The sequence below is a fragment of the Georgenia alba genome, assembly GCF_042665525.1.
Lineage (GTDB): Bacteria > Actinomycetota > Actinomycetes > Actinomycetales > Actinomycetaceae > Allobogoriella > Allobogoriella alba.
Window position 1 is genome coordinate 58,026 of record NZ_JBHTCQ010000002.1, and the last position, 21,338, is coordinate 79,363.

Annotated in this window: 22 protein-coding genes; 15 read left to right on the top strand and 7 right to left on the bottom strand. The window is 74.3% G+C overall.

Annotated elements, in window-relative coordinates:
* Nucleotides 1-3 precede the first annotated feature (3 nt).
* On the bottom strand, nt 4-501 hold the full coding sequence (locus ACFQQL_RS10185; RefSeq protein WP_382393946.1) for a DUF3515 family protein: 498 nt from the start codon (nt 499-501) through the stop codon (nt 4-6).
* A gap of 32 nt (nt 502-533) precedes the next feature.
* Complete coding sequence (locus ACFQQL_RS10190) at nt 534-851, bottom strand: winged helix-turn-helix transcriptional regulator (protein ID WP_382395350.1); 318 nt, start codon at nt 849-851, stop codon at nt 534-536.
* Between the two features lie 104 nt (nt 852-955).
* Between ACFQQL_RS10190 and ACFQQL_RS10195 the strand changes: the two genes are divergently transcribed.
* A complete protein-coding gene (locus tag ACFQQL_RS10195; RefSeq protein ID WP_382393948.1) occupies nt 956-1,708 on the top strand; it encodes an NAD(P)H-dependent oxidoreductase in 753 nt (250 codons plus the stop codon).
* Nucleotides 1,709-1,878: 170 nt separating this feature from the next.
* On the opposite strand, the gene ACFQQL_RS10200 is transcribed toward ACFQQL_RS10195, so the two are convergent.
* Nucleotides 1,879-2,238, bottom strand: a complete 360-nt coding sequence (locus ACFQQL_RS10200) for a GntR family transcriptional regulator (protein ID WP_382393950.1) — start codon at nt 2,236-2,238, stop codon at nt 1,879-1,881.
* A gap of 138 nt (nt 2,239-2,376) precedes the next feature.
* Here ACFQQL_RS10200 and ACFQQL_RS10205 point away from each other — a divergent pair, with 138 nt between their 5' ends.
* The 5 genes from ACFQQL_RS10205 (at nt 2,377) to ACFQQL_RS10225 (ending at nt 8,458) form a co-directional block, all read left to right on the top strand.
* Nucleotides 2,377-3,360, top strand: a complete 984-nt coding sequence (locus ACFQQL_RS10205; RefSeq protein ID WP_382393952.1) for a thiamine-phosphate kinase — start codon at nt 2,377-2,379, stop codon at nt 3,358-3,360.
* Nucleotides 3,361-3,534: 174 nt separating this feature from the next.
* Nucleotides 3,535-3,729 (top strand): 50S ribosomal protein L28, encoded by a 195-nt coding sequence (rpmB, locus tag ACFQQL_RS10210; protein ID WP_382393954.1) that lies wholly within the window; start codon nt 3,535-3,537, stop codon nt 3,727-3,729.
* 126 nt (nt 3,730-3,855) lie between these two features.
* Entirely contained in the window at nt 3,856-6,165 is a 2,310-nt protein-coding gene (locus ACFQQL_RS10215; RefSeq protein WP_382393956.1) for an ATP-dependent DNA helicase RecG, read from the top strand.
* Nucleotides 6,166-6,212: 47 nt separating this feature from the next.
* Nucleotides 6,213-6,935, top strand: a complete 723-nt coding sequence (locus tag ACFQQL_RS10220; RefSeq protein ID WP_382393958.1) for an ABC transporter ATP-binding protein — start codon at nt 6,213-6,215, stop codon at nt 6,933-6,935.
* A complete protein-coding gene (locus tag ACFQQL_RS10225; protein ID WP_382393960.1) occupies nt 6,932-8,458 on the top strand; it encodes a DUF6297 family protein in 1,527 nt (508 codons plus the stop codon). The genes ACFQQL_RS10220 and ACFQQL_RS10225 overlap by 4 nt, the downstream gene beginning before the upstream one ends.
* Before the next feature lie 90 nt (nt 8,459-8,548).
* On the opposite strand, the gene ACFQQL_RS10230 is transcribed toward ACFQQL_RS10225, so the two are convergent.
* On the bottom strand, nt 8,549-9,580 hold the full coding sequence (locus ACFQQL_RS10230) for an LLM class flavin-dependent oxidoreductase (RefSeq protein ID WP_382393962.1): 1,032 nt from the start codon (nt 9,578-9,580) through the stop codon (nt 8,549-8,551).
* 128 nt (nt 9,581-9,708) lie between these two features.
* On the opposite strand from ACFQQL_RS10230, the gene ACFQQL_RS10235 reads away from it, so the two are divergent.
* The 4 genes from ACFQQL_RS10235 (at nt 9,709) to ACFQQL_RS10250 (ending at nt 11,843) form a co-directional block, all read left to right on the top strand.
* Complete coding sequence (locus ACFQQL_RS10235) at nt 9,709-10,113, top strand: transferase (RefSeq protein ID WP_382393964.1); 405 nt, start codon at nt 9,709-9,711, stop codon at nt 10,111-10,113.
* A 19-nt stretch (nt 10,114-10,132) separates the two neighbouring features.
* Entirely contained in the window at nt 10,133-10,687 is a 555-nt protein-coding gene (gene rsmD, locus ACFQQL_RS10240) for a 16S rRNA (guanine(966)-N(2))-methyltransferase RsmD (protein WP_382393966.1), read from the top strand.
* 116 nt (nt 10,688-10,803) lie between these two features.
* On the top strand, nt 10,804-11,295 hold the full coding sequence (gene coaD / locus ACFQQL_RS10245) for a pantetheine-phosphate adenylyltransferase (RefSeq protein ID WP_382393968.1): 492 nt from the start codon (nt 10,804-10,806) through the stop codon (nt 11,293-11,295).
* Nucleotides 11,292-11,843 (top strand): hypothetical protein, encoded by a 552-nt coding sequence (locus ACFQQL_RS10250; protein WP_382393970.1) that lies wholly within the window; start codon nt 11,292-11,294, stop codon nt 11,841-11,843. The genes coaD and ACFQQL_RS10250 overlap by 4 nt, the downstream gene beginning before the upstream one ends.
* Nucleotides 11,844-11,849: 6 nt before the next feature.
* On the opposite strand, the gene ACFQQL_RS10255 is transcribed toward ACFQQL_RS10250, so the two are convergent.
* Nucleotides 11,850-12,677, bottom strand: a complete 828-nt coding sequence (locus ACFQQL_RS10255; protein WP_465254040.1) for an alpha/beta fold hydrolase — start codon at nt 12,675-12,677, stop codon at nt 11,850-11,852.
* A gap of 117 nt (nt 12,678-12,794) precedes the next feature.
* Between ACFQQL_RS10255 and ACFQQL_RS10260 the strand changes: the two genes are divergently transcribed.
* Genes ACFQQL_RS10260 through mutM form a run of 3 tightly spaced genes read left to right on the top strand, consistent with a single transcriptional unit; the run spans nt 12,795 to nt 15,172 of the window.
* Nucleotides 12,795-13,376, top strand: coding sequence for a YceD family protein (locus ACFQQL_RS10260; protein ID WP_382393974.1), 582 nt, complete (start codon nt 12,795-12,797; stop codon nt 13,374-13,376).
* Entirely contained in the window at nt 13,373-14,146 is a 774-nt protein-coding gene (gene rnc / locus ACFQQL_RS10265; RefSeq protein WP_382393976.1) for a ribonuclease III, read from the top strand. Before ACFQQL_RS10260 ends, rnc begins: the two co-directional genes overlap by 4 nt.
* A 3-nt stretch (nt 14,147-14,149) precedes the next feature.
* Entirely contained in the window at nt 14,150-15,172 is a 1,023-nt protein-coding gene (mutM, locus tag ACFQQL_RS10270) for a bifunctional DNA-formamidopyrimidine glycosylase/DNA-(apurinic or apyrimidinic site) lyase (RefSeq protein ID WP_382393978.1), read from the top strand.
* A 72-nt stretch (nt 15,173-15,244) separates the two neighbouring features.
* On the opposite strand, the gene ACFQQL_RS10275 is transcribed toward mutM, so the two are convergent.
* Together ACFQQL_RS10275 and ACFQQL_RS10280 are read right to left on the bottom strand one after the other, a co-directional pair.
* Nucleotides 15,245-16,069: an ABC transporter permease gene (locus ACFQQL_RS10275; protein ID WP_382393980.1), complete on the bottom strand. Its 825-nt coding sequence runs from the start codon at nt 16,067-16,069 to the stop codon at nt 15,245-15,247.
* Nucleotides 16,066-17,124: an ATP-binding cassette domain-containing protein gene (locus tag ACFQQL_RS10280; protein WP_382393982.1), complete on the bottom strand. Its 1,059-nt coding sequence runs from the start codon at nt 17,122-17,124 to the stop codon at nt 16,066-16,068. The genes ACFQQL_RS10275 and ACFQQL_RS10280 overlap by 4 nt, the downstream gene beginning before the upstream one ends.
* A gap of 120 nt (nt 17,125-17,244) precedes the next feature.
* Between ACFQQL_RS10280 and ACFQQL_RS10285 the strand changes: the two genes are divergently transcribed.
* Both ACFQQL_RS10285 and ACFQQL_RS10290 read left to right on the top strand, forming a co-directional pair.
* Complete coding sequence (locus tag ACFQQL_RS10285; protein WP_382393984.1) at nt 17,245-17,829, top strand: thymidine kinase; 585 nt, start codon at nt 17,245-17,247, stop codon at nt 17,827-17,829.
* A 393-nt stretch (nt 17,830-18,222) separates the two neighbouring features.
* Nucleotides 18,223-21,315 carry an Rne/Rng family ribonuclease gene (locus ACFQQL_RS10290; RefSeq protein ID WP_382393986.1) on the top strand — a complete coding sequence of 1,031 codons (3,093 nt, stop codon included), beginning with the start codon at nt 18,223-18,225 and terminating at the stop codon, nt 21,313-21,315.
* Nucleotides 21,316-21,338 lie beyond the last annotated feature (23 nt).

Here is a 21,338-nt window from a genome sequence, read left to right on the forward strand (position 1 = left end):
GGGTCAGCCGACGTCCTGCGGGCCGACGCACGTACGGTCCGGCTCGACGACGCCGACGGCGGGACCGAGCTCGGCGAGGAAGGCGGTCGCCTGGCCGCCGCCCACGGCGGCGACCGGCACCTCGACCTCGACGGCGGGCGTGCGTCCGTAGGTCACGAAGGTCCAGCCTCCGCCGTCGTCCTGCGGTTCGGTCTCGTGCAGCGAGATCCAGTCGACTGCCTCGCCGGCGGCGGTCTCGACGCTCACGCACCGGTCCGTCGTCGGGCCCGGCGGCTCGACGCCGCAGCGCAGCCGCACCGGCGGCTCACCCCAGGCCGTGGTCGCCTGGGACGCGGTGTCCCGGCGCTGCGCCCCCAGCAGCGTCTCGGGGGTGGCCACGAGCACCTCGCCGCACGCCGGGTCGGACGCGTGCGTGCCGGGCGGGACCTCGACGGGAGTGGAGCACGCCGTGACCGCCAGCAGGACGGCGGCGAGCAGCGCGGGACGTGCGGAGCGGGGCACCCGGACACTCTACGATCGCGCGACCGGCGGCCTCACACCTCGGCAGGGCCGCGGGCGGTGAAGTCGGCGCCCCACGCGTCCATCGACCTGACGATCGGCGCGAGACTGCGGCCCACGTCCGTCAGGGAGTACTCCACGCGCGGCGGGACCTCGGGGTAGACGGTGCGGCTGACGATCCCGTCCTCCTCGAGCTCGCGCAGCTGGCGGGTCAGCGTCTTGGTGTTGACCAGCGGCACCAGCCGGCGGAGCTCGCCGAAGCGGCGGGTGCCCTCCAGGAGGTGCTTGACGAGGGTGAGCTTCCACGCGCCGCCCAGCACCGAGACCGCCACCTCGACGGGGCACACCTCCATCGCACGCCGGACCGGCAGCCGCACGGCTCCTCCTCGGGCACTCGCAACAGGGGACAAAAATGTCCGTACTGGTGTAGAAGATCCTAAGGGATCACGATGGATCTATGACACGCACGATCCTCTGGTTGAGCGCCCACCCCGAGCCCCGGTCGCTGTCCGGGAGCCTGCGCCGCGACGGTGTGGACGGCCTGCTGCGGCACGGGCACGACGTGCTCGAGTCGGACCTGTACGCGATGCACTGGGACCCGGTGCTGCGCGGCGAGGGCACCGACCGGTTCCGCGTCACCGCCGACACCAGGCAGGCCTACCTGGACGGGACGCAGCCCGCAGACGTGGCGGCGGAGCAACGGAAGGTCCAGGCGGCCGACGCCCTCGTGGTGCAGTTCCCCCTGTGGTGGTACGGCATGCCGGCGATCCTCAAGGGCTGGTTCGACCGCGTCTTCGTCAGCGGCTTCGCATTCGGCAAGGACCCGGTCAGCGGGCGCCGTCTGCGGTTCGAGCAGGGCCCGTTCGCCGGCAAGCGCGCCCTGGTGGTGACCACGCTCGGCGACCGGCCGGACGCCATCGGCCCGCGTGGCAAGAGCGGGGAGATCACCGAGCTGCTCTTCGGGCTGCTCCACGGCACCTTCGCCTACACCGGCATGGACGTGCTGCGCCCCTGGGCCCTGCCGAGCGCCGACTTCACCGAGGACTACCCGGCGGTCCGGGACAGCCTCCTGGCACGCCTCGACGGGCTCTTCGACGAGCGGCCCATCCCGTACCGGCCGCAGTTCACCGGCCAGTACACGCCCGGGTGGGAGCTCGAGCCGCACCTGGCGCCGGGGGAGACAGGGTTGTCGGTGCACGTGGAGCGCTGAGCGGACGTTCCTCGCTCTCGCCTGGAAAGAAGGTCTTGGTTACCGAGACGAAGTTTCCGGGCGAAGCGTTCGGGCTTCCTCGCACTCCACTCGTTCCTCGCTCGTGCTCGTCAGCCCTCGCGTCTCTGGTCGGGCTTCCTCGCACTCCACTCGTTCCTCGCTCGTGCTCGTCAGCCCTCCATCTGAGCACGCACGATGCGCAGCGACTCCTCCGTCCCGAGGCCCAGCCCGCGGACCGTCTCCGCGTAGCGGCGTGCGGCCGCCTGCGCGAGCGTCCGGGTGTGATCGCCCATCGCGCTGACCACGGTGCCGGCCCGGCGGCGCGTGGTCACCAGCCCGGCCTCCTCGAGCTCCCGGTACGCCCGGGCGACGGTGTTGACCGCCAGCCCGAGCTCCGCGGCGAGTGAGCGCACCGTGGGCAGACGAGTCCCCACGGCGAGCGTGCCGTCGGCGATCCGGGCAGCGATCTGGGACCGCACCTGCTCGTACGGCGAGACGCTCGACCTCTCGTCGATCCGGATGCGGTCCACGGCACCAGTTCACCACGGCTCCGACGCCGCCGCGGCGATCACGCACCCGATACGGTGAGCGCCGACGTCGTCGCGGGTCCGGGCGCCCGCGGACCGCCGCCGAGCCGGGAACCAGGAAGGACGGCAGGAGATCCGCCGATGAGCACCGCACGGGTGGTCGCCGACCTGTCCGAGGACGAGCTGATCGCCTCGTTCGTCCAGCTGCTCCCGCGCGGCACGCGCACGGTCGTGCCCACGGGCGACGACGCCGCGGTGGTCGCCGCGCCGGACGGCCGGTTCTGCGTCTCGACGGACGTCCTGGTGGAGAACCGGCACTTCCGCCTGGAGTGGGGTCGCGGCTCCGACGTCGGGTGGCGGGCCGCCGCGCAGAACCTCGCCGACATCGCGGCCATGGGCGCCGAGGCCACCAGCCTTGTCGCCTCGCTCGTGCTGCCGCCGCAGACCCCGCTCGCCTGGGTCCACGACCTGTGCCGAGGCCTGGCGGAGATCTGCCGGCCACTCGGCGTCGGCGTCGACGGCGGAGACCTCTCCGGCGGGACGGAGGTGGTGATCGCGGTGACCGTGCACGGCGACCTCGCGGGCCGCTCGCCGGTCCTGCGGTCCGGCGCACGTCCCGGCGACGTCCTCGCGCACGCGGGCACGCTGGGCCGGGCGGCCGCCGGCTACGCGTTGCTGGCGTCGGGCCACGAGGACGTGGACGAGGAGCTGGTCGCGGCGTTCCTGCGGCCGGTGCCCGCCCTGGAGGCCGGACCTGCCGCGGCGGACGCCGGCGCGACCGCGCTCATGGACGTCTCGGACGGCCTGCTCCGGGACGCGGGCCGGATCGCGCGCGCCTCCGGCGTCGTCCTCGATCTGGACCCGGTCGGCGACGCGGTCCCCGCGGACCTCGCGGCGCTGGCCGGCGCCGCCGGCGCCACGGGCGCGGACCCGGTCGCCTGGGTGCTCACCGGGGGCGAGGACCACGGCATGCTGGGCACCTTCCCGCCGGACGTTCCGCTGCCCGCCGGCTTCCGCCGCCTCGGAACGGTCCGCGCGGCGGGGCACGAGGCGGCCGGTAGGGTGCTCCTCGGAGGGCAGGCCCCGGGCGAGGCGTCGACGGGGTGGGACCACTTCCGCGGCTGAGGGCCGTGTGGCGGACGCCACCGGGCGGGTCCCCCCGCGCCGTTGAGGGGCCCGGCCGCTCTCGGGTACTCTTGTCCGGTTGCCCGAGGACGCGGAGACGTCCGCGACGGGCCCACCGACCACGATGCGCGGCACGATCGGCCGCGCGTCAGCGAGAAGATCAGGAGAACGACCGTGGCTGCCACCTGCGACGTCTGCGGCAAGCGCCCGAGCTTCGGCAAGAGCGTCTCGCACTCCCACGTGCGGACCTCCCGCCGCTGGAACCCGAACATCCAGCGTGTGCGCGCCGTCGTGGGTGGATCCACCAAGCGCCTGAACGTGTGCACCTCGTGCCTCAAGGCCGAGAAGGTCGTGCGCGCCACGCGCTGACACTGCGCCCGAACGATCGGCCGCCGTCTCTGGGGACGGCGGCCGTTCTGTGTCCCTGGGCGCGACTACCCTGGTCCGAGCGGAGCGCAAGGAGCCGCGACAGTCCAGCACGACGGCGGAGGTGCCATGGGGGAGCCGGCGCGGGCGGTCAGCCCCGACGGCCGTGCGAGCCTGCCGGGCGGCCCCCGGGGAATGCTGGGCCAGAGCGTCGACCGCCACGTGGGCGCCCGGACGGCCAAGGCGCTCGGCAAGCTCGGCATCCGCACCGTCGCGGACCTGCTGCGGCACTACCCGCGCCGGTACGCCTCCCGCGGCCGGCTCAGCACCCTGCGCGAGCTGCGGCTGGGGGAGCATGTCACCGTCATCGCGCAGGTGGCCTCCGCGGACATCCGGCCCATGCGCGCCAAGCGTGGCGCGATCCTCACCGCGACCATCACGGACGGCACCGACCGGCTGACCCTGACCTTCTTCGGCAAGCACCGCGGCTCGCTCGAGTACCACCAGCGCCGGCTCCGCACCGGCGCCACCGGGATGTTCACCGGGACCGTGGGCGCCTACCGCGGCAGCCGGCAGCTCACGCACCCGAACTACGAGACCTTCGACGACCTCGACGACGAGCACGAGGCGCTGGGCCGGGCCGAGTGGCCCATCCCCATCTATCCCGCGAGCCAGGCCATCTCGAGCTGGACCATCCAGCGCGCGATCGCCGTCGTGCTGGAGCACCTCGACGCCGCGGACCTCCCGGAGGCACTGCCCGCGGACTACCGCCGCGCGCACGGGCTGCCGGACGCCCTCACCGCGCTGAGGTGGATCCACGAGCCGCACGGTGACGAGGACTGGAAGCGGGCGCAGAAACGCTTCCGCCACGAGGAGGCCTTCGTCCTGCAGACCGTGCTCGCCCAGCGCCGCGCGGCCGCTCTCGCCAGCCCGGCCGTCGCCCGGCCACCGCGCTCGGACGGCATCCGGGACGCCTTCGACGCGCGCCTGCCGTTCGAGCTGACCGCGGGGCAGCAGGAGGTCGGCCGCGTCGTCGAGGAGGAGCTGGCCGGCACCGTGCCGATGATGCGGCTCCTGCAGGGCGAGGTCGGGTCCGGCAAGACCGTCGTCGCGCTGCGCGCCATGCTCCAGGTGATCGACGCCGGCGGGCAGGCCGCGCTGCTCGCCCCGACCGAGGTGCTGGCCCAGCAGCACCTGCGGACGGTGCTCGACCTGCTGGGCCCGCTCGCCGAGGCCGGCATGCTCGGTGCTGCCGACCAGGCCACTCGCGCCGTGCTGCTCACCGGGTCGATGTCCGCCGGCGCGCGCCGTGAGGCACTCGCCGCCGCCGCCTCCGGTGAGGCAGGGCTCGTCATCGGCACGCACGCCCTGCTCAGCGAGGTCGTGCAGATCCCCGAGCTGGGGCTGGTCGTGGTCGACGAGCAGCACCGGTTCGGCGTCGAGCAGCGGGACGCACTGCGCGCCAAGGCCGCCGCCACGCCGCACCTGCTGGTCATGACCGCCACGCCCATCCCGCGCACCGTCGCGATGACGAGCTTCGGAGACCTGGAGACCTCGACGCTCCGCGAGCTGCCCCGGGGGCGGGCGGGCGTGAGCACCACGGTGGTCCCCGCCCACCTGCCACGGTGGATCGAACGCACCTGGGAGCGTCTGCGCCAGGAGGTCGACAAGGGCGGCCGGGTCTACGTCGTGTGCCCGCGGATCAGCTCCTCGGGGTCCGGGGACGACGTCGAGGAGGTGGCCGACCTCGACGACGAGGACGTCGAGGCTTACGGCAGCGCCGAGCAGGTGATCTTCGGCGGCACGGGCTCCGCGGACCGGCGCACCATGGCCTCGGTCGAGGACGTGCTGCCCATGCTCCGGGAGCTGCCCGCGCTCGAGGGGATCCCGGTCGGCCAGATGCACGGCCGGATGACGCCGGAGGAGAAGGACGCCGCGATGGCCGACTTCGCCACCGGCCGCACCCCCGTCCTGGTGTGCACGACCGTCATCGAGGTCGGCGTCGACGTCCCCGAGGCGACCATGATGCTCATCATGGATGCCGACCGGTTCGGCCTGTCGCAGCTCCACCAGCTCCGTGGCCGGGTCGGGCGCGGCAGTGAGCCGGGCGTCTGCCTCGCCGTGACCGCGGCGCCGCCGGAGTCGACCACCTTCGAGCGCCTCAGCGCGTTCGCCGAGAGCACCGACGGCTTCGCCCTGGCCGAGCTCGACCTCAAGCTCCGGCGCGAGGGAGACGTGCTCGGCGCCTCGCAGTCCGGGCGCTCCAGCTCCCTGCGCCTCCTGCGGGTCCTCACCGACGCCGACGTCATCGACGCCGCCCGCACCGCGGCCCGCGACCTCGTCGCCCGCGACCCCGAGCTGACGAGCGAGCCCGGCCTGGCGCAGATGGTCGCCGAGAGCGTCGACGAGGAGTCCGCCGCCTACCTCGAGCGGGCCTGAGGCCCGTCACCGACCGGCAAGGACCGGGCGACGGCTAGGCTCGGGGGGTGCCGCCGCGAGCCTCGACGACGCCCGGTCGTGACGTCCCCGTCGAACCGCCGCTCGTGCGCGCACGAGGCCTCCTCGTCGGCTACGGGCTCCCCGTCTGCCCGGCCGTGGACCTGAGCGTCCAGCCCGGCGAGGTGCTCGCCGTCGTCGGGGCGAACGGCACGGGCAAGTCCACCCTGCTGCGCACGCTGCTCGGGCACCTCGAGCCGGTCGGCGGCGCGGCCGAGGTCCTCGGTGCTCCGGTCGACCCGCGCGCCGCGCAGATGCGTGCCGCCGTCGCGCAGGACCTCGGCGAGGAGGCCTTCTTCCCGTACCTGACCGCACGTGAGCACCTGCTGCTCACCTGCTACGGGCACGGCGTGCCGGGGCCGGGCGAGGTCGTGGACGCCCTGCTCGAGGAGTTCGGCCTCCACGAGCGGGCCGACGCCAGTCCCGGCGCGTTGTCCTCCGGTCAGCGCCGCCGTCTCCTGCTGGCCGCGGCGCTCGCCCGGCCCCGCTCGCTGCTCGTGCTCGACGAGCCCGAGCAGCGGCTCGACGTCGGCATGCGCAACCACCTCGTCGAGCGGCTCGTGGCCGAGCGCCAGGCCGGCGGCGGGATCCTGCTGGCCACCCACGACCCGCGCGTCGTCGCCGGCGCCGCCACGGCGGTCCTGCACATCTCGGAGAGCGAGGTCCGCACGCTCGACCCGGACGACGGCGCGACCGCCGTCGCCAGCCTGTGACCGTCCTGCCGGGCGGCCGCGCGGTCCGCCGCTGGACGCGGCGCCGCGCGTGGGTGCGCGACCCCGCGCTGCTCTCCGACCTGCTCGCCGACGTCTACAACGCCCTGCTCACCGTCGCGATCGTGGTGGCGATGGTCCTCGGCGGCGCCGCGGGCCTCGGGGCCGACCTTGCCGCCCGACCGGGCGCCGAGGGGGCCGGTCTCGGTCTGCGCGTCGGCTGGCTCGTCCTGCTGGGCGGCGCGGGGGCCGTCCTCGCGGTCGTCGCCCTCGCGGCGCGCCTCGGCCCGGTCGGCGTCCGGCCCTCGCAGGCGGCGTGGTGGCTGCCGCTGCCTGTCGAACGACGGGGCCTGCTACGGCCCGCGGCCGCGATCTGGCCGGCCGTCTCCGCCGGCGTCGGCACGGTTGCCGGCCTCGCCGCCGTGCTCGTGGTGGCGTCGGGCGGGAGCGCGCCGCTGTTGCTGGCCGGCGCGACGGGCGGGGCCGGGCTGGCCGCGTCGGCCGTCCTCGCGGTCGGGCTCGCCCAGGTCACCGCGCGCGGACATCGCCGGGCACGGGTGCTGGTCGACGTGCTGCTGGCGGTGGTCCCCGTCGTCGGGATCGTGGTCGCCTCGGTCGACCTGCCGCCACCCGCCTCGACGCCGGTCGTCCTGTGGGGCACCGCTGCCGGCGCCGTCCTCCTCGCGGGATCGCTCGCCGTCGTGCTCGACGCCCGCCTGCCTCGCCTCTCCGACGCGATCCTGCGCGAGCGTGGGTTCGCGGCGGGGGAGGCGCTCGCGGCGACGTTGTCGACGGACACCCGTGCCCTGGGGCGCGCCCTGTCGGCGCAGGCCGCTCCGCTCGTGCGCCGGTCCTCGAGCTTCCGCTGGCTCGCTCCCGTGCCCCGACGGTTCGCGCCGCACGCCGCCCTCGTGACCGCCGACGCGCTGCTGCTCCTGCGCAGCCCGCGGCACCTCGCCCAGCTCCTGGTCTCCGCGTGCCTGCCGGCTGTGGCGCTCGCGGTGCCCTCGCCGGTCCCGGTGGTGACCGTGCTGCTGCTGGTCGTCGGGGCCTACGCGGCCGGCCTCGCCGTCACCGAGGCGGCACGGCGCGCGGAGGACGCACCCGTGCTGGACGCGTTGCTGCCGGTGGGCGCCGAGACGGTGCGACGGTTGCGGCTCGTGACGCCGTCGGGGGCGCACCTGGTGTGGTCCCTGGCCGTCTTCGCTCTGCTGACCTGGCGTTACGGCGGCGCCGAGTGGCTGGCGCTGGGGGCGCTCGGCGCACCGGGCTGGGCGGCCGGGGCCGTGCGCGCTGCGTACCGGCCGCCGCCGGACTTCAGCGGCGGCCTGGTGCACACCCCGATGGGTGCCTTCCCGCCGGGCGCGCTGTCCGTGGTCAGCAAGGGACCGGACGTCGCGCTGCTCTGCGCCGCGCCGGCTCTGCTGGCCGTGCTCACCGGCACCATCAGCCCGCCGTTGCTGTGGCTGCAGGCCGCCCTGACCGCGGTCGCGCTCGCGGTGGCCGCCCACGTGCCGCGGACCTGAGCCTCACCGCGGCAGCCGTCGCCGACCGCTGCTGGCATGCCTGCAGCACTCGGCGAACGGTGCAGCACCGGGAGCAGGGTGCCGTCACCGTCACCCGCCGAGCGCGAGGGCCTGCGCGAGCAGCTCGTACGAGCGGTGGCGCGTCTGCGCCGTCGGGGTGTTCGAGGCGACGATGACCTCGTTCGCCTGCGCATGCGCCACGAACGTGGCGACCTGCTGCGGGATGCTCTGCGGCGCCCCCACGACGGAGTAGCGCAGCATGGTGCGCACCTGGTCGCCCGCGGGCGTGGCGAGCACGGCGTCGGCGTCGGCCTCGGACAGGTCCCGGCGCGCCAGCCGCATGACCGTCGAGCGCAGCGCCGACCGGTGCAGCTCCTCGGCCTGCTCGTCGGTGTCCGCGGCGAACACGTTCAGCCCGGCGATGACGTACGGCTCCGGGTGCCGTTCCGACGGGCGGTACTCCCGCCGGTAGGTGGACACCGCCTCCACGAGAGCCGCCGGCGCGAAGTGGGAGGCGAAGGCGTACGGCAGACCCATCGCCGCGGCGAGCCTGGCGCCGAAGAGCGACGAGCCGAGGATGTACAGCGGCACCTCGGTGCCCGCGCCCGGCGTGGCGGTGACCTGCTGGCCGGGCCGCGCCGGAGCCAGGAGTGCCTGCAGCTCGGCCACGTCCTCCGGGAACCGGTCGGAGTCGGACGGCTCGCGCCGCAGCGACCGCAGCATCGCGAGGTCTCCACCGGGCGCCCGGCCCAGCCCGAGGTCGATACGGCCCGGGTAGAGCGTCTCGAGCGTGCCGAACTGCTCGGCGATCACCAGCGGGGAGTGGTTCGGCAGCATGACCCCGCCCGCACCGACCCGGATGGTCGAGGTGTGGCCGGCCACGTGCCCCACCAGGACCGCCGTGGCGGAGGAGGCCACGGTGTCCATGTTGTGGTGCTCCGCGAACCAGTACCGGGTGTAGCCCCAGCGCTCGGCGTCCCGGGCGAGCTCCACGCTCGCCTCGAACGTCGCCCGCACCCCCTCCTCGGGCCGCACCGTGGCGAGGTCGAGCACCGAGACCGGCAGGTTCGCCAGGGCGTCCCGGATCTCGCGGACGTCGGGGGTGGCGGGGGAGTCGGACACGTCGGGGACCTCCGGATGGTGGGCGGACTGGTGTGACGAAGACGATGGAATCATTCCCTCGACCTGCACGTTGTACATCTGTACGGTTTCGCCCGATCCGGAACGACCGGAAGGGAGAGGAGGCAGTCATGCGCAGGAAGAAGAACTATGTGGAGTTCGAGGATGACCGGGGGATCACCCGGCGGTACTTCCACCACAGCAACGGCGGAGGGCTCGTCGAATCTTCCGCGACCGTCGACCCGACCGCGTACGTGCACGCCTCCGCCTACGTCGACCCGGCGGCACGTGTCCACCACGGGGCCCGGATCGGCGACGGCGCGTGGATCGACCACGGCGCCGTGATCGCCCCGGCCGCCGAGATCGGCGCCAACGCCCACATCGGGGCGGGTGCCGTGGTCGGCAGCCGTGCCGTGATCGGTGCCCGCGCCCAGGTGGGTGCACGGGCCCGCATCGGGGACGGCGCGCGGATCCTGGCCGACGACGTCGTGACGCAGGGCGCCACGGTCGAGCACGGCAGCACCCGCGCCGCCTGAGCCCTCGTAGGCTGCTCCGGTGACCAGGATCGTCGCCGGGGCCGCGGGCGGCCGGACCCTGCAGGTCCCGCGCTCAGGCACCCGCCCCACGTCCGAGCGGGTGCGGGAGGCCCTCTTCTCGCGACTCGAGCACCTCGGCGTCGTCCGCGACGCCGAGGTGCTCGACCTGTATGCGGGCTCCGGCGCGCTCGGCCTCGAGGCGGCGAGCCGCGGTGCCGCCCGCGTCATCCTCGTGGAGTCGGCGCGTCCGGCCGCGGGCCTCATCAGGCGGAACGCCGCGTCGCTCGAGCTCGACGTCGAGGTGGTGCCCGCCCGCGTCGAGACCTATCTGGCCGGGCCGCCCCGGCCGAGCCACCTGGCCCTCCTCGACCCGCCGTACGACCTCGACGACGCCGCGCTCGCCCGCGTCCTGGAACGGCTCGCGGCCGGATGGCTCCACCCCGATGCCGTCGTCGTGGTCGAACGGTCCCGCCGCAGCCCCGAGCCGGCCTGGCCCGCAGGCCTGAGCCTCCTGGACGAGCGCACCTACGGCGACACGCGGGCCTGGTTCGCAGAGCCCGACGCGCCCGCCTGACCTGCACTTCCACCGCCGGAACGGAACGCGTGGCCCCTGCCACCGCGTGGGATCACCGGGATCGCCGCCCGCGCGGGCTAGCGTGACGGCATGGTCCGAGACGTGTGGGGACGGCGATGACCCTGGCCGTGTGCCCCGGATCGTTCGACCCGATCACCCTCGGGCACGTCGACGTCGTGCGGCGCGCCCGGGCGATGTTCGACGAGGTCGTCGTCGCGCTCGCGCACAACCCGGCGAAGCGCTACCGGTTCGACCTCGAGCAACGTGCCGAGCTCGCCCGGTCCGCCGTCGGCGACCTCGAGGGCGTCAGGGTCGACGTCGTCCCGGGACTCCTCGCCGAGTACTGCGCCGACGTCGGCGCGGTCGCCGTCATCAAGGGCATCCGCGGGCCGGCCGACCTGGACGCCGAGCACGCCATGGCCCTCATGAACCGGCACCTCACGGGAGTGGAGACCGTCTTCCTCCTCGGCGACCCGGGTCTCGCCCACGTCGCCTCCTCGCTCGTCAAGGACGTCGCCCGACACGGCGGCGACGTCACGGACCTCGTCCCGCCCGCCGTCGCGACCGCGCTGTCGTCCGACGGGCCGTCTCAAGGAGAGTCACGATGACCGCCACCGACCACCGCACCGACCCGGCGACGGCCGCGGAGCGGCACGCCGAGGACGGCGCGTCGCTGATCTCGATCCTCGACGAGCTCACCGATCTGGTGACCCAGGCCCGCTCGATGCCGATGTCCGCCTCCGTGCTGGTCAACCGGGCGGAGACGCTCGACCTGCTCGACGCCGCCCGAGCCGTCGTGCCGCGCGAGATCCAGACCGCTGACGACATCGTCGCCGACGCCGACGCCATGGTGGAGCGCGCCCGGCAGCGGGCCGAGAAGATCGTCGAGGACGCCCGCGCCGAGGCCGAGCGGCTGGTCTCCAACGAGCAGGTGGTCGCCCTCGCCACCCAGCGCGCCGAGCAGATCGTGGCCGACGCCGAGGCACATGCCGCCAAGCTGGCCGCCGACGCCGACGACTACTGCGACCGGCAGCTCGCCCAGTTCGAGATCGACCTCGGCACGATCGCCACCCAGGTCAAGGCCGGGCGCGAGGCGCTCGCCGCCCGGGCCGGCAGGGACGTGCCGGAGGACGAGCCGAACGACGGCCCGGCCTGAGGCCGCTCAGCGAACCGACGCCAGCCAGCGCTGCAGCTCCGCGGCCAGGACGACCGGCGCATCGAGCTGGATGAGGTGCCCGGCCCCGTCGACCAGGCTCACCGTGGCGCCGGCGATCGCGCCGGCCAGGCGGTGCGCCCGGTCCGGCGGGATCCACGTGTCCTCGGTGCCCCACACGATGTGCACCGGGACGGAGATGTCGCCCAGGTGCGGCTCGAGCTCCGCCGTGAAGCGCTCGTCGGCCGCGGCGATCTGCCGGTAGAACGCGGCCTGCCCCTCCTCGGTCAGCCAAGGTCCGGTGAGCATGTCGAGGTCCGCCGCGCGCAGGCCGCGATGGCTCGCACCCGCGATATAGGACTCGACAACGCCGCGATGCACGTGCGCCGGGAGCCGGCGGAACACGTCGGCATGGTCACGCACCAGCGTGAAGAACTCCGAGCCCCACGGTCGCAGGGCGACCACGTCCACCAGGCACAGCGACGCCACCGGCGCCCCGTGCAGCAGATGCGCGCGCAGCGTGACCGCGCCGCCGTAGTCGTGCGCGACGACGTGCGGCCGCTCCAGGCCCCACAGGTCGATCAGGTCGGCGAACAGCTCGCCCTGCACCGCCAGGTCCACCGCGTGGTCGGGGTCCTTCGAGGACGCTCCGTACCCCGGCATGTCCCAGACGTACACGGTGTGGTCGCGGCTGAGGGCCTCGGCGAACGGGGCCCACAGCGCCGAGGCCCACGGGGTCCCGTGGCACAGCACCACGGGAGGTCCGTCTCCTGACCGCGCCCAGGCGACGCGGCGTCCCCGCCAGGTCAGTGTCTGATCGGCTCGCACGTTCGCCATGGTGCCAGCGCGCGCCGACACTCCGGAGCGCTCCCGCCGTGCGTCGCTGGGTAGCATCGACCGGGTCCGGAGCGACCGGAGAAGCGACACCGCGCGCCGCGCGGCAGAAGGAGTGTCATGGACGCCCGCTCGCCGCTCGTGATCAGCACGCACGAGCTCGGCAGACGACCGGGGGCGATGCGCACCCTCGAACGGACGATTCCCGCGCCCGCCGACCTCGGCAACGAGGTCATCGGGGTGCCCGAGGGGTCCGACGTCGAGCTCGACCTGCGCCTCGAGTCCGTCATGGACGGCGTCTTCGTCAGCGGCACGGCTCGCGCCCGCATCCACGGTGAGTGCGTCCGCTGCCTGCGCGACGTCGACGACGAGCTCGAGGTCGACATCTCCGAGCTGTACTACTACGAGGGCACCAAGGAGCACCTGGTCGACGGCGGGGACGAGGAGGCCGAGGAGGTGCCCACGGTGGTCGACGAGCACCTCGACCTCGAGCCCGTCCTGCGCGACGCGGTCGTGCCGGCGCTGCCCTTCCAGCCGCTGTGCCGACCCGACTGCGCCGGGCTGTGCCCCGGGTGCGGGGAGCGGATGGACGACCTGGAGCCGGGGCACCGCCACGAGCAGCTCGACCCGCGCTGGTCGCAGCTCGCGGCGCTCCTCGACGAGGGCCGGGACGCCGGCGCCGCCGAGGGGGAGAACCGGTGAGCCGCCGTCGCCGCAGCGTCGAGGTCGAGCCGGCCCGCAGCGACGTCGAGACCCTCACCGAGGCCCTCGGCACCACCATCGACCCCGAGCTGCTCGTGCTCGCCCTGACCCACCGGTCCTTCGCGCACGAGGCCGGCGGCATCCCCACCAACGAGCGGCTGGAGTTCCTCGGGGACTCGGTGCTCGGCCTGGTGGTCACCGAGCACCTGTACCGCAACCACCCGGACGAGCCCGAGGGGGACCTCGCCCGGATGCGGGCGGCCACCGTCAGCCAGAAGGCGCTGGCGTCGGTCGCCCGCAAGATCGGCCTCGGCGACTACATCCTGCTCGGCCGCGGCGAGCTCGTCACCGGCGGGCGGGACAAGGACTCGATCCTCTCCGACACCGTCGAGGCACTCATCGGCGCGACCTACCTCTGCCACGGTCTGGAGCACACCCGCGGCGTGGTCTCTGCGCTCGTCGGGCCGCTGCTCGCGCGCGCCGCGGACCTCGGCGCCGGGCTGGACTGGAAGACCTCGCTGCAGGAGCTCGCCGCCGAGCGCGGCCTGGGCGCACCGACGTACGTCGTGACCGGCGAGGGACCGGACCATGCCCGGACCTTCACCGCCGCCGTCGTGCTCGACGGCGGCGAGCACGGGCGCGGGACCGGCACCTCGAAGAAGATCGCCGAGCAGAACGCCGCCGAGGACGCGTACGCGGCGCTCGCGGCCGACGGCGCGGGCACCGATGGCGCGGGCTCCGACGGCCAGGCTGAGACCGCCGCCGACTGACCCGTGCCCGAGCTTCCCGAGGTCGAGACCGTCCGAGCCGGCCTGGCCGGACGCGTGCTGGGGCGCCGGATCACCGCCGTCGAGGTCGACCACCCGAGGGCCGTGCGGCGCCAGGCAGGCGGCACCGCCGAGCTGGCGGGGCGCCTGCACGGACGGTCCTTCACGGCCGCGGTGCGCCGCGGCAAGTACCTCTGGCTCACCCTGGGCCCGCAGCCGCGTCCCGACGAGGCCCTGCTCGCCCACCTGGGCATGAGCGGGCAGCTGCTCGTCCAGGAGCCTCCCGGCGCACGCCGCGAGGACGGCGTCACGTGGGACCTCATGCATCCCGCGCCGGTCCTGGCGGCCGATGACGCCGGACGGGTCGACCTCACCGCCTCCCGGCCGCCCACGATCGTCCGTGACGTGCCCGCGACCACCGCTCACCTGCGCGTGCGCCTGCGGTTCGAGGACGGCGGGCAGCTGTGGTTCGTCGACCAGCGCACCTTCGGCCACGTCATGGTCACCGACACGGTCTCCACGGCCGACGGCGCCCCGGGCGGCCTCGGCAGCGACGCACCCGTGGTGCCCGAGCCGGTCGCCCACATCGGGCGGGACCTGCTCGACCCGGCCCTGGACCGTGCCGCACTGGTGCGCCGGACCCGCACCCGGCGGACGGAGGTCAAGCGGGCCCTGCTGGACCAGACCCTGGTCTCCGGCGTCGGGAACATCTACGCCGACGAGGCGCTGTGGCGGGTGCGGTTGCACGGCACCCGCCGCACGGACGTGCTGCGGCCGGCGCGGCTACGGGAGCTGTACGACGCCGCCACGGACGTCATGCGGGAGGCGCTCGCCGTCGGCGGGACGTCCTTCGATGCGCTGTACGTCGACGTCGACGGCGCGTCGGGCTACTTCGCGCGGTCGCTGGACGCCTACGGACGCGCCGGTCTGCCCTGCCGGCGCTGCGGCGCCCTCATCCGCCGCGAGGAGTTCATGAACCGCGGCTCGTTCTCCTGCCCCCGCTGCCAGCGCCGCCCCGCGGCGCGATGACCGGCGTGACGGCGGACGCTCCGGGCAGCCGGCGGCGGTCACCAGCCCGCGCCGCTCACCTGCCTGCCGCGCTCACTTGCGGTTGCGGTAGATCCGCATGGCGACCGGGGCCAGCACCGCGGTGAGGACGGCGGAGGCGACGAGCGCCCACACGACGTCGCCGAAGGTCGCCGTCCCGGCCATGAGCCCGCGGATGGCGGTCACCAGGTGCGAGACGGGATTGACGTCCACCCAGGCCCGCAGCACCGACGGCATCGTCTGCGGATCGACGAAGATGTTCGAGGCGAAGGTCAGCGGCATGAGCACGAGCATCGAGACACCCATGACGGCGTTCGGCGTGCGCATGAGCAGACCGAGGATGGTGAAGATCCAGCTCAGCGAGAACGCGAACACCAGGAGCAGCGCCACCGCGGCGAGCACGCCCACCGGGCCGCCCTCCGGCCGGTAGCCGATGAGCAGTCCCAGCCCGATCGTGACCGCGGAGGCGATCGTGTAGCGGACCGAGTCCCCGAGCAGCGCGCCGACCACCGGGGCGGGCCGCCACACCGGCAGCGACCGGAACCGGTCGAAGACGCCCTTGGAGATGTCCGTGTTCAGCGTGAAGCCGGTGTACACGGTGATGATGAGCACCGTCTGGACGAGGATCCCGGGCAGCAGGAACTGCACGTACGTCCGGGTGTCCCCGGCGATCGCACCGCCGAAGAGGTAGGTGAACATCAGGGTGAAGATGACCGGCGTCAGGGTGACGTCCATCAGCTGTTCCGGGACGTGCTTGATCTTCAGCAGCGCCCGGTGGAAGAACGTCAGGGTGGCGGACAGCGCCGTCGGCCGCGGCGGCAGGTCCGTGACGGTGATGGCTGCGCGCAGAGCGGTGTTGTCGACGTCCAGGGTCCTCATCGGTCCTCACCCACCTCGGCCGCCGCGGCTGTGTGGTGCCCGGCGTGCTCCGGCTCCCCTCGACCGTCCGTGCCGCCACGGTCGCCTTCCTCGCCGTTCTCGGCGTCGGCGGTGTCCGGACGCTCGCCCGTCAGCGCGAGGAACACCTCGTCCAGGCTCGGCTGGCCGAGGCTGAACTCGGGAACCGTGATCCCCGCCGCCCGCAGGGCGGGGAGCACGTCCGCGGCGGCGGCCTCGTTGCCCTCGGGCACCTGCGCATCGAGCGACGTCGGCTCCGCCGCGGGCGTGACGGTCCCGCCGAGCACCTCGCCGACGATCCGGGCGGCCTCGTCACGCTGCGCGGGCTCGGCGACCCGCAGCGTCACCGTGCCCGACCCGACCGAGGCCTTCAGCTGGGGGGCCGTGCCCTCCGCGATGACCTTGCCGTGGTCGATCACGGCGATCCGGTCCGCGAGCTGGTCGGCCTCGTCCAGGTACTGCGTGGTCAGCAGGATCGTCGCCCCCTCCCGGGCGAGCAGGCGCACGATGTCCCACACCTGGTTCCGGCTGCGCGGGTCCAGGCCGGTGGTCGGCTCGTCGAGGAAGAGCACCCGCGGGCTGCGCACCAGGGACGCGGCGAGGTCGAGGCGACGGCGCATCCCACCCGAGTAGTTCTTCACCTGCTTCCCGGCGGCGTCCGTGAGGTCGAAGGCGCCGAGCAGGTCGGCGGCGCGGGCGCGGGCCGCGGGGGAGGGGAACCCGTAGAGCCGGGCGATGAGGAACAGGTTCTCCGCGCCGGTGAGGTCCTCGTCGACCGAGGCGTACTGGCCGGTCAGCCCGACGGCGGAGCGGACGGCGTCCGCGTCGGTGACGATGTCGTGGCCGAGGACGTGCGCCTCGCCGGCGTCCGGGCGCAGCAGCGTGGCGAGCATCCGCACCACGGTGGTCTTCCCGGCGCCGTTCGGGCCGAGCAGCCCGAAGACGGAGCCGGCCGCGATGGTGAGGTCGACGCCGTCGACCGCCCGGGTCTCTCCGAAGTGCTTGACCAAGCCGAAAGCCTCGATCGCTGCGGGCACGGCTACCTCCTCGGGTTCACCGACAACGGTACGGAACCGGTCCGACACCGGGCGAGGGGTTTTGCCGGTGGGTCCGCCGCACAGGTGCCGGTCGCGCGGGTCGGGTGCTTGACTGTCAGCGTGGACGACGACGGTCTCGGGGCCGGCCGGCTCGAGGTGATCGGCGGGCCGATGTTCGCCGGCAAGTCGGAGGAGCTGCTGCGCCGCGTGCGCCGGGCGCAGATCGCGGGCCGCGGCGTCCTCGTGGTCAGCCACGCGCTCGACACGCGCGCCGGCCACGGGACGGTCACCTCCCACTCCGGCCTGCAGGCCGCCTCCCGCACGGTGGGCTCCGCCCGGGACATCGCGGGCCTGGTGGAGCCCGGCACGGAGCTCGTGGCCGTCGACGAGGCCCAGTTCTTCGGTCCGGACCTGGTTGACGCGGCGCAGGACCTCGCGGACCGAGGGTTGGTGGTGGTCGTCGCCGGGCTCTCGGTGACGTTCGACGCACGCCCCTTCGAGCCGCTCCCGACGCTCATGGCGCTGGCGGAGCGGGTGGACCGGCTCACCGCCGTGTGCGGGGTCTGCGGCCGCGACGCCGCCTTCCACGTGCGCCAGCGGGACGACGACGCCGCCCGGTCCGACCCGCTCCGTCCGGTCCCCGCTCACGTCGGGGGCGCCGAGGTGTACGAGGCGCGTTGCCGCCGGCACCGGCACGTCGCGTGAGAGGTTCGCGGCGGCGTGTCGCCGCACGATCCGCGCCGTGGTGCGCCTGCCTCCGTCCCACCTTTCGGACCGCGGGTCGCGGACGGTGGTCGTCCGCCGCTGTGCGATACTGGACGAGATCGAGGAGCAGCACCACACCCCGCTCTTCGGTCCGACGACGACGTGACCTCCCCGTAGCCGGTCCGACTCGCGCCGCCTCGTACCACGATGGCGCTGCAGCAGAGGGCCGAGAACCGGGGGCACCGCGCCTCGCGCGGCAGGCCGCCCGTTCGTCGGGGCCCGAGCACATCGGGTCGCACACAGGACTTCCGTCCTCGGTCCGCCGGGGACGATAACTGCCCACCGGGCGCCGCAGGGTGTGGAGGTGCTCCGGAGGGCGAAGGGGCATACCCCATGGACGAGCAGCACACCGAGAGCACCACGCAGGACGGCAACGAACAGGCACCGGAGCAGGCGACGAAGCCGCGACGCTCCCGGCGCCGGGCCAGCAGCCCGGCGTCCAGCCCCGCCCCGTCGGCCGAGCCGACGACGGCGGACCAGCCCGAGACCGGCGAGGCCACCACCGTCGGGGCCCAGGAGGGCGCCGCCGCCGCTGCCGTGGCGGAGAAGGCCGCCGAGGCCGCCGCGTTGAGCGAGACCACCGAGCAGAGCACCGAGCCGAGCACTGAGCCGGAGGAGGCTCCCGAGCCGGAGCAGGCCGAGAAGCCGGCCGTGCGTCGCGGGCGCCGGAGCGGTGCGAGCGCCCGTGCACCCGAGCAGCGGCTGGACGTGCTGGCCGAGCTCGGGCTCGAGGAGCAGGCAGAGGACGCCGACGAGGGCGCGGCCGATGCCTCCGAACGTGCGGATGAGGCCCAGGAGACCGACCCGGACGACGCCGGGACCGGCGAGCCCGAGGACGTCGGGGACGCCGAGGAGACCGCAGCGGACGAGGCGACCCAGGAGGGGTCGGCCGAGGAAGGGCCGCGGCTCCCTGCCGCGAGCCTGCTCTTCCAGGCGCCCGACCTCAGCGCCGCGCGGCCCCGGCGCCGGCGCGCGCAGGCGCCCGCCGGAGAGCCGCCGGCCGAGGAGCCCGCGGACGGCGCGGACGAGGAGAGCAGCGACTCCCCGGACGAGGCCGACGAGGGCCAGTCGTCCGGGCGGCGTCGTCGCCGCCGGGGCGGCCGAGGACGCCGCAACCGGGGCGGTCAGGGCGACGGCGGCTCCGACGGCTCCGACAAGGACCCGTCGGACGACCAGACGGACGGTGACGGAGCCGGTGACGACGGCTCGGAGGCCCCGACGGGCAAGGACAAGAGCACCAAGAGCACCAAGGGCAACAAGGGCGGCAAGCCCAAGGACAAGGACTCGAAGGACAACGGCCCGACGGACGAGGACTCCGCGGACCAGGACGTCCAGGACGACGAGGGTGGCTCGAGCTCGCGCCGCCGTCGTCGTCGGCGGCGCTCCCGTGGCGGTGAGGGCGACTCCCGCCGGGACGAGGTCACCGCGCTCAAGGGCTCCACCCGGCTGGAGGCCAAGCGGCAGCGGCGGCGCGAGGGCCGCGAGGCCGGGCGCCGTCGCACCACCCTCAGCGAGGCCGAGTTCCTCGCCCGCCGGGAGGCGGTCGACCGCAAGATGGTGGTCCGGGAGAAGGACGGCCTGAACCAGATCGCGGTCCTCGAGGACGACGTCCTCGTCGAGCACTACGTCGCCCGGCACACCCAGACCTCGATGGTCGGCAACGTCTACCTCGGCCGCGTGCAGAACGTGCTGCCCTCGATGGAGGCCGCGTTCGTCGACCTCGGCAAGGGGCGCAACGCCGTGCTCTACGCGGGCGAGGTCAACTGGGACGCCGCGGGGATGGAGGGGCAGCCGCGCCGTATCGAGCAGGCCCTCAAGTCCGGCGACACCGTTCTCGTGCAGGTCACGAAGGACCCCATCGGGCACAAGGGCGCCCGGCTGACGTCGCAGATCACGCTCGCCGGCAGGCACCTCGTGCTGGTGCCCTCGGGCGCCATGACCGGCATCTCCCGCAAGCTGCCGGAGAACGAGCGCGCCCGCCTGAAGAAGCTGCTCAAGGAGATCGTCCCGGACGGCGCCGGCGTCATCGTGCGTACGGCCGCCGAGGGCGCCACCGAGGAGCAGCTGCGTGCCGACGTCGAACGCCTCACCAAGCAGTGGGCGGACATCGAGGCGAAGTCCAAGAACACCAAGAGCGCGCCCGCACTGCTCAAGGGCGAGCCGGAGCTTGCCGTCCGCGTGGTCCGCGACGTGTTCAACGAGGACTTCGAGTCGCTCACGGTCGCCGGCGACACCGCCTGGAAGACGATCTCGAAGTACGTCAAGGACCTCTCGCCCGAGCTGGCCGACCGGATGCACCACTGGACCTCGGAGAAGGACGTCTTCGTCGAGCACCGGGTGGACGAGCAGCTCGCCAAGGGCATGGACCGCAAGGTGTGGCTGCCGTCCGGCGGTTCCCTCGTCATCGACCGCACCGAGGCGATGACGGTCATCGACGTCAACACCGGTAAGTTCACCGGCTCCGGCGGCACCCTCGAGGAGACCGTCACCCGGAACAACCTCGAGGCGGCCGAGGAGATCGTCCGGCAGCTGAGGCTGCGGGACATCGGCGGCATCATCGTCATCGACTTCATCGACATGGTGCTGGAGTCCAACCGCGACCTGGTGCTGCGTCGCCTGCTGGAGTGCCTCGGCCGGGACCGCACCCGCCACCAGGTCGCCGAGGTGACCTCGCTCGGCCTGGTCCAGATGACCCGGAAGCGGGTCGGTCAGGGGCTCATCGAGGCGTTCTCCACCCCGTGCGAGCACTGCAGCGGCCGCGGCTTCATCGTCCACGACCACCCCGTCGAGCGGGGCAACGAGGGCAAGGACGACGGCGGCGGGTCGCGCCGCCGCGGCCGGAGGGGCGGCGGCCAGCAGCAGTCGGCGTCCACGTCCTCGCCGTCACCCGCCGAGGCGGAGGAGGACCCCGAGGCGGCGGCCGCGCGCGAGGCCGTCAAGGCCACGCTGGCCACCATCGCCGCCGCGGCCGCGAGCGCTCATGAGCAGGAGGAGGAGCGTGCCGCCTCCTCCGCCGACCACGCGGAGGCCGGCGACGAGTCGGAGCAGGCCGAGACGACACAGCCCGAGACGACACAGCCCGAGACGACAGAGCCCGAGACGACACAGCCCGAGACGACACAGCCCGAGACGACAGAGCCCGAGCACCGGCGGACGCCCGACGTCGCCGAGCCGACAGCCGAGGGCGGTGAGACGTCCCCGCAGACCCCGGACGAGCCGACCGGCACGGGTGTCGTCGGCGCGCCGCACGGAGGCTCGGTGGTCGTCCCGAGCGACGCCGAGCAGGCCGCCGAGGACGCTGCGTCCGAGGACGCGCCCGCGCCCCCGGCCGAGCCGCGCCGTCGACCGCGACGCAGCCGTCGGGCCGTCTCCAGCGGCGTGGTGACGCCCGGCGAGTCGCCGGTCATCACCGTCGAGGAGGAGTGAGCGGGTCGTTCGTACAGGGTGGT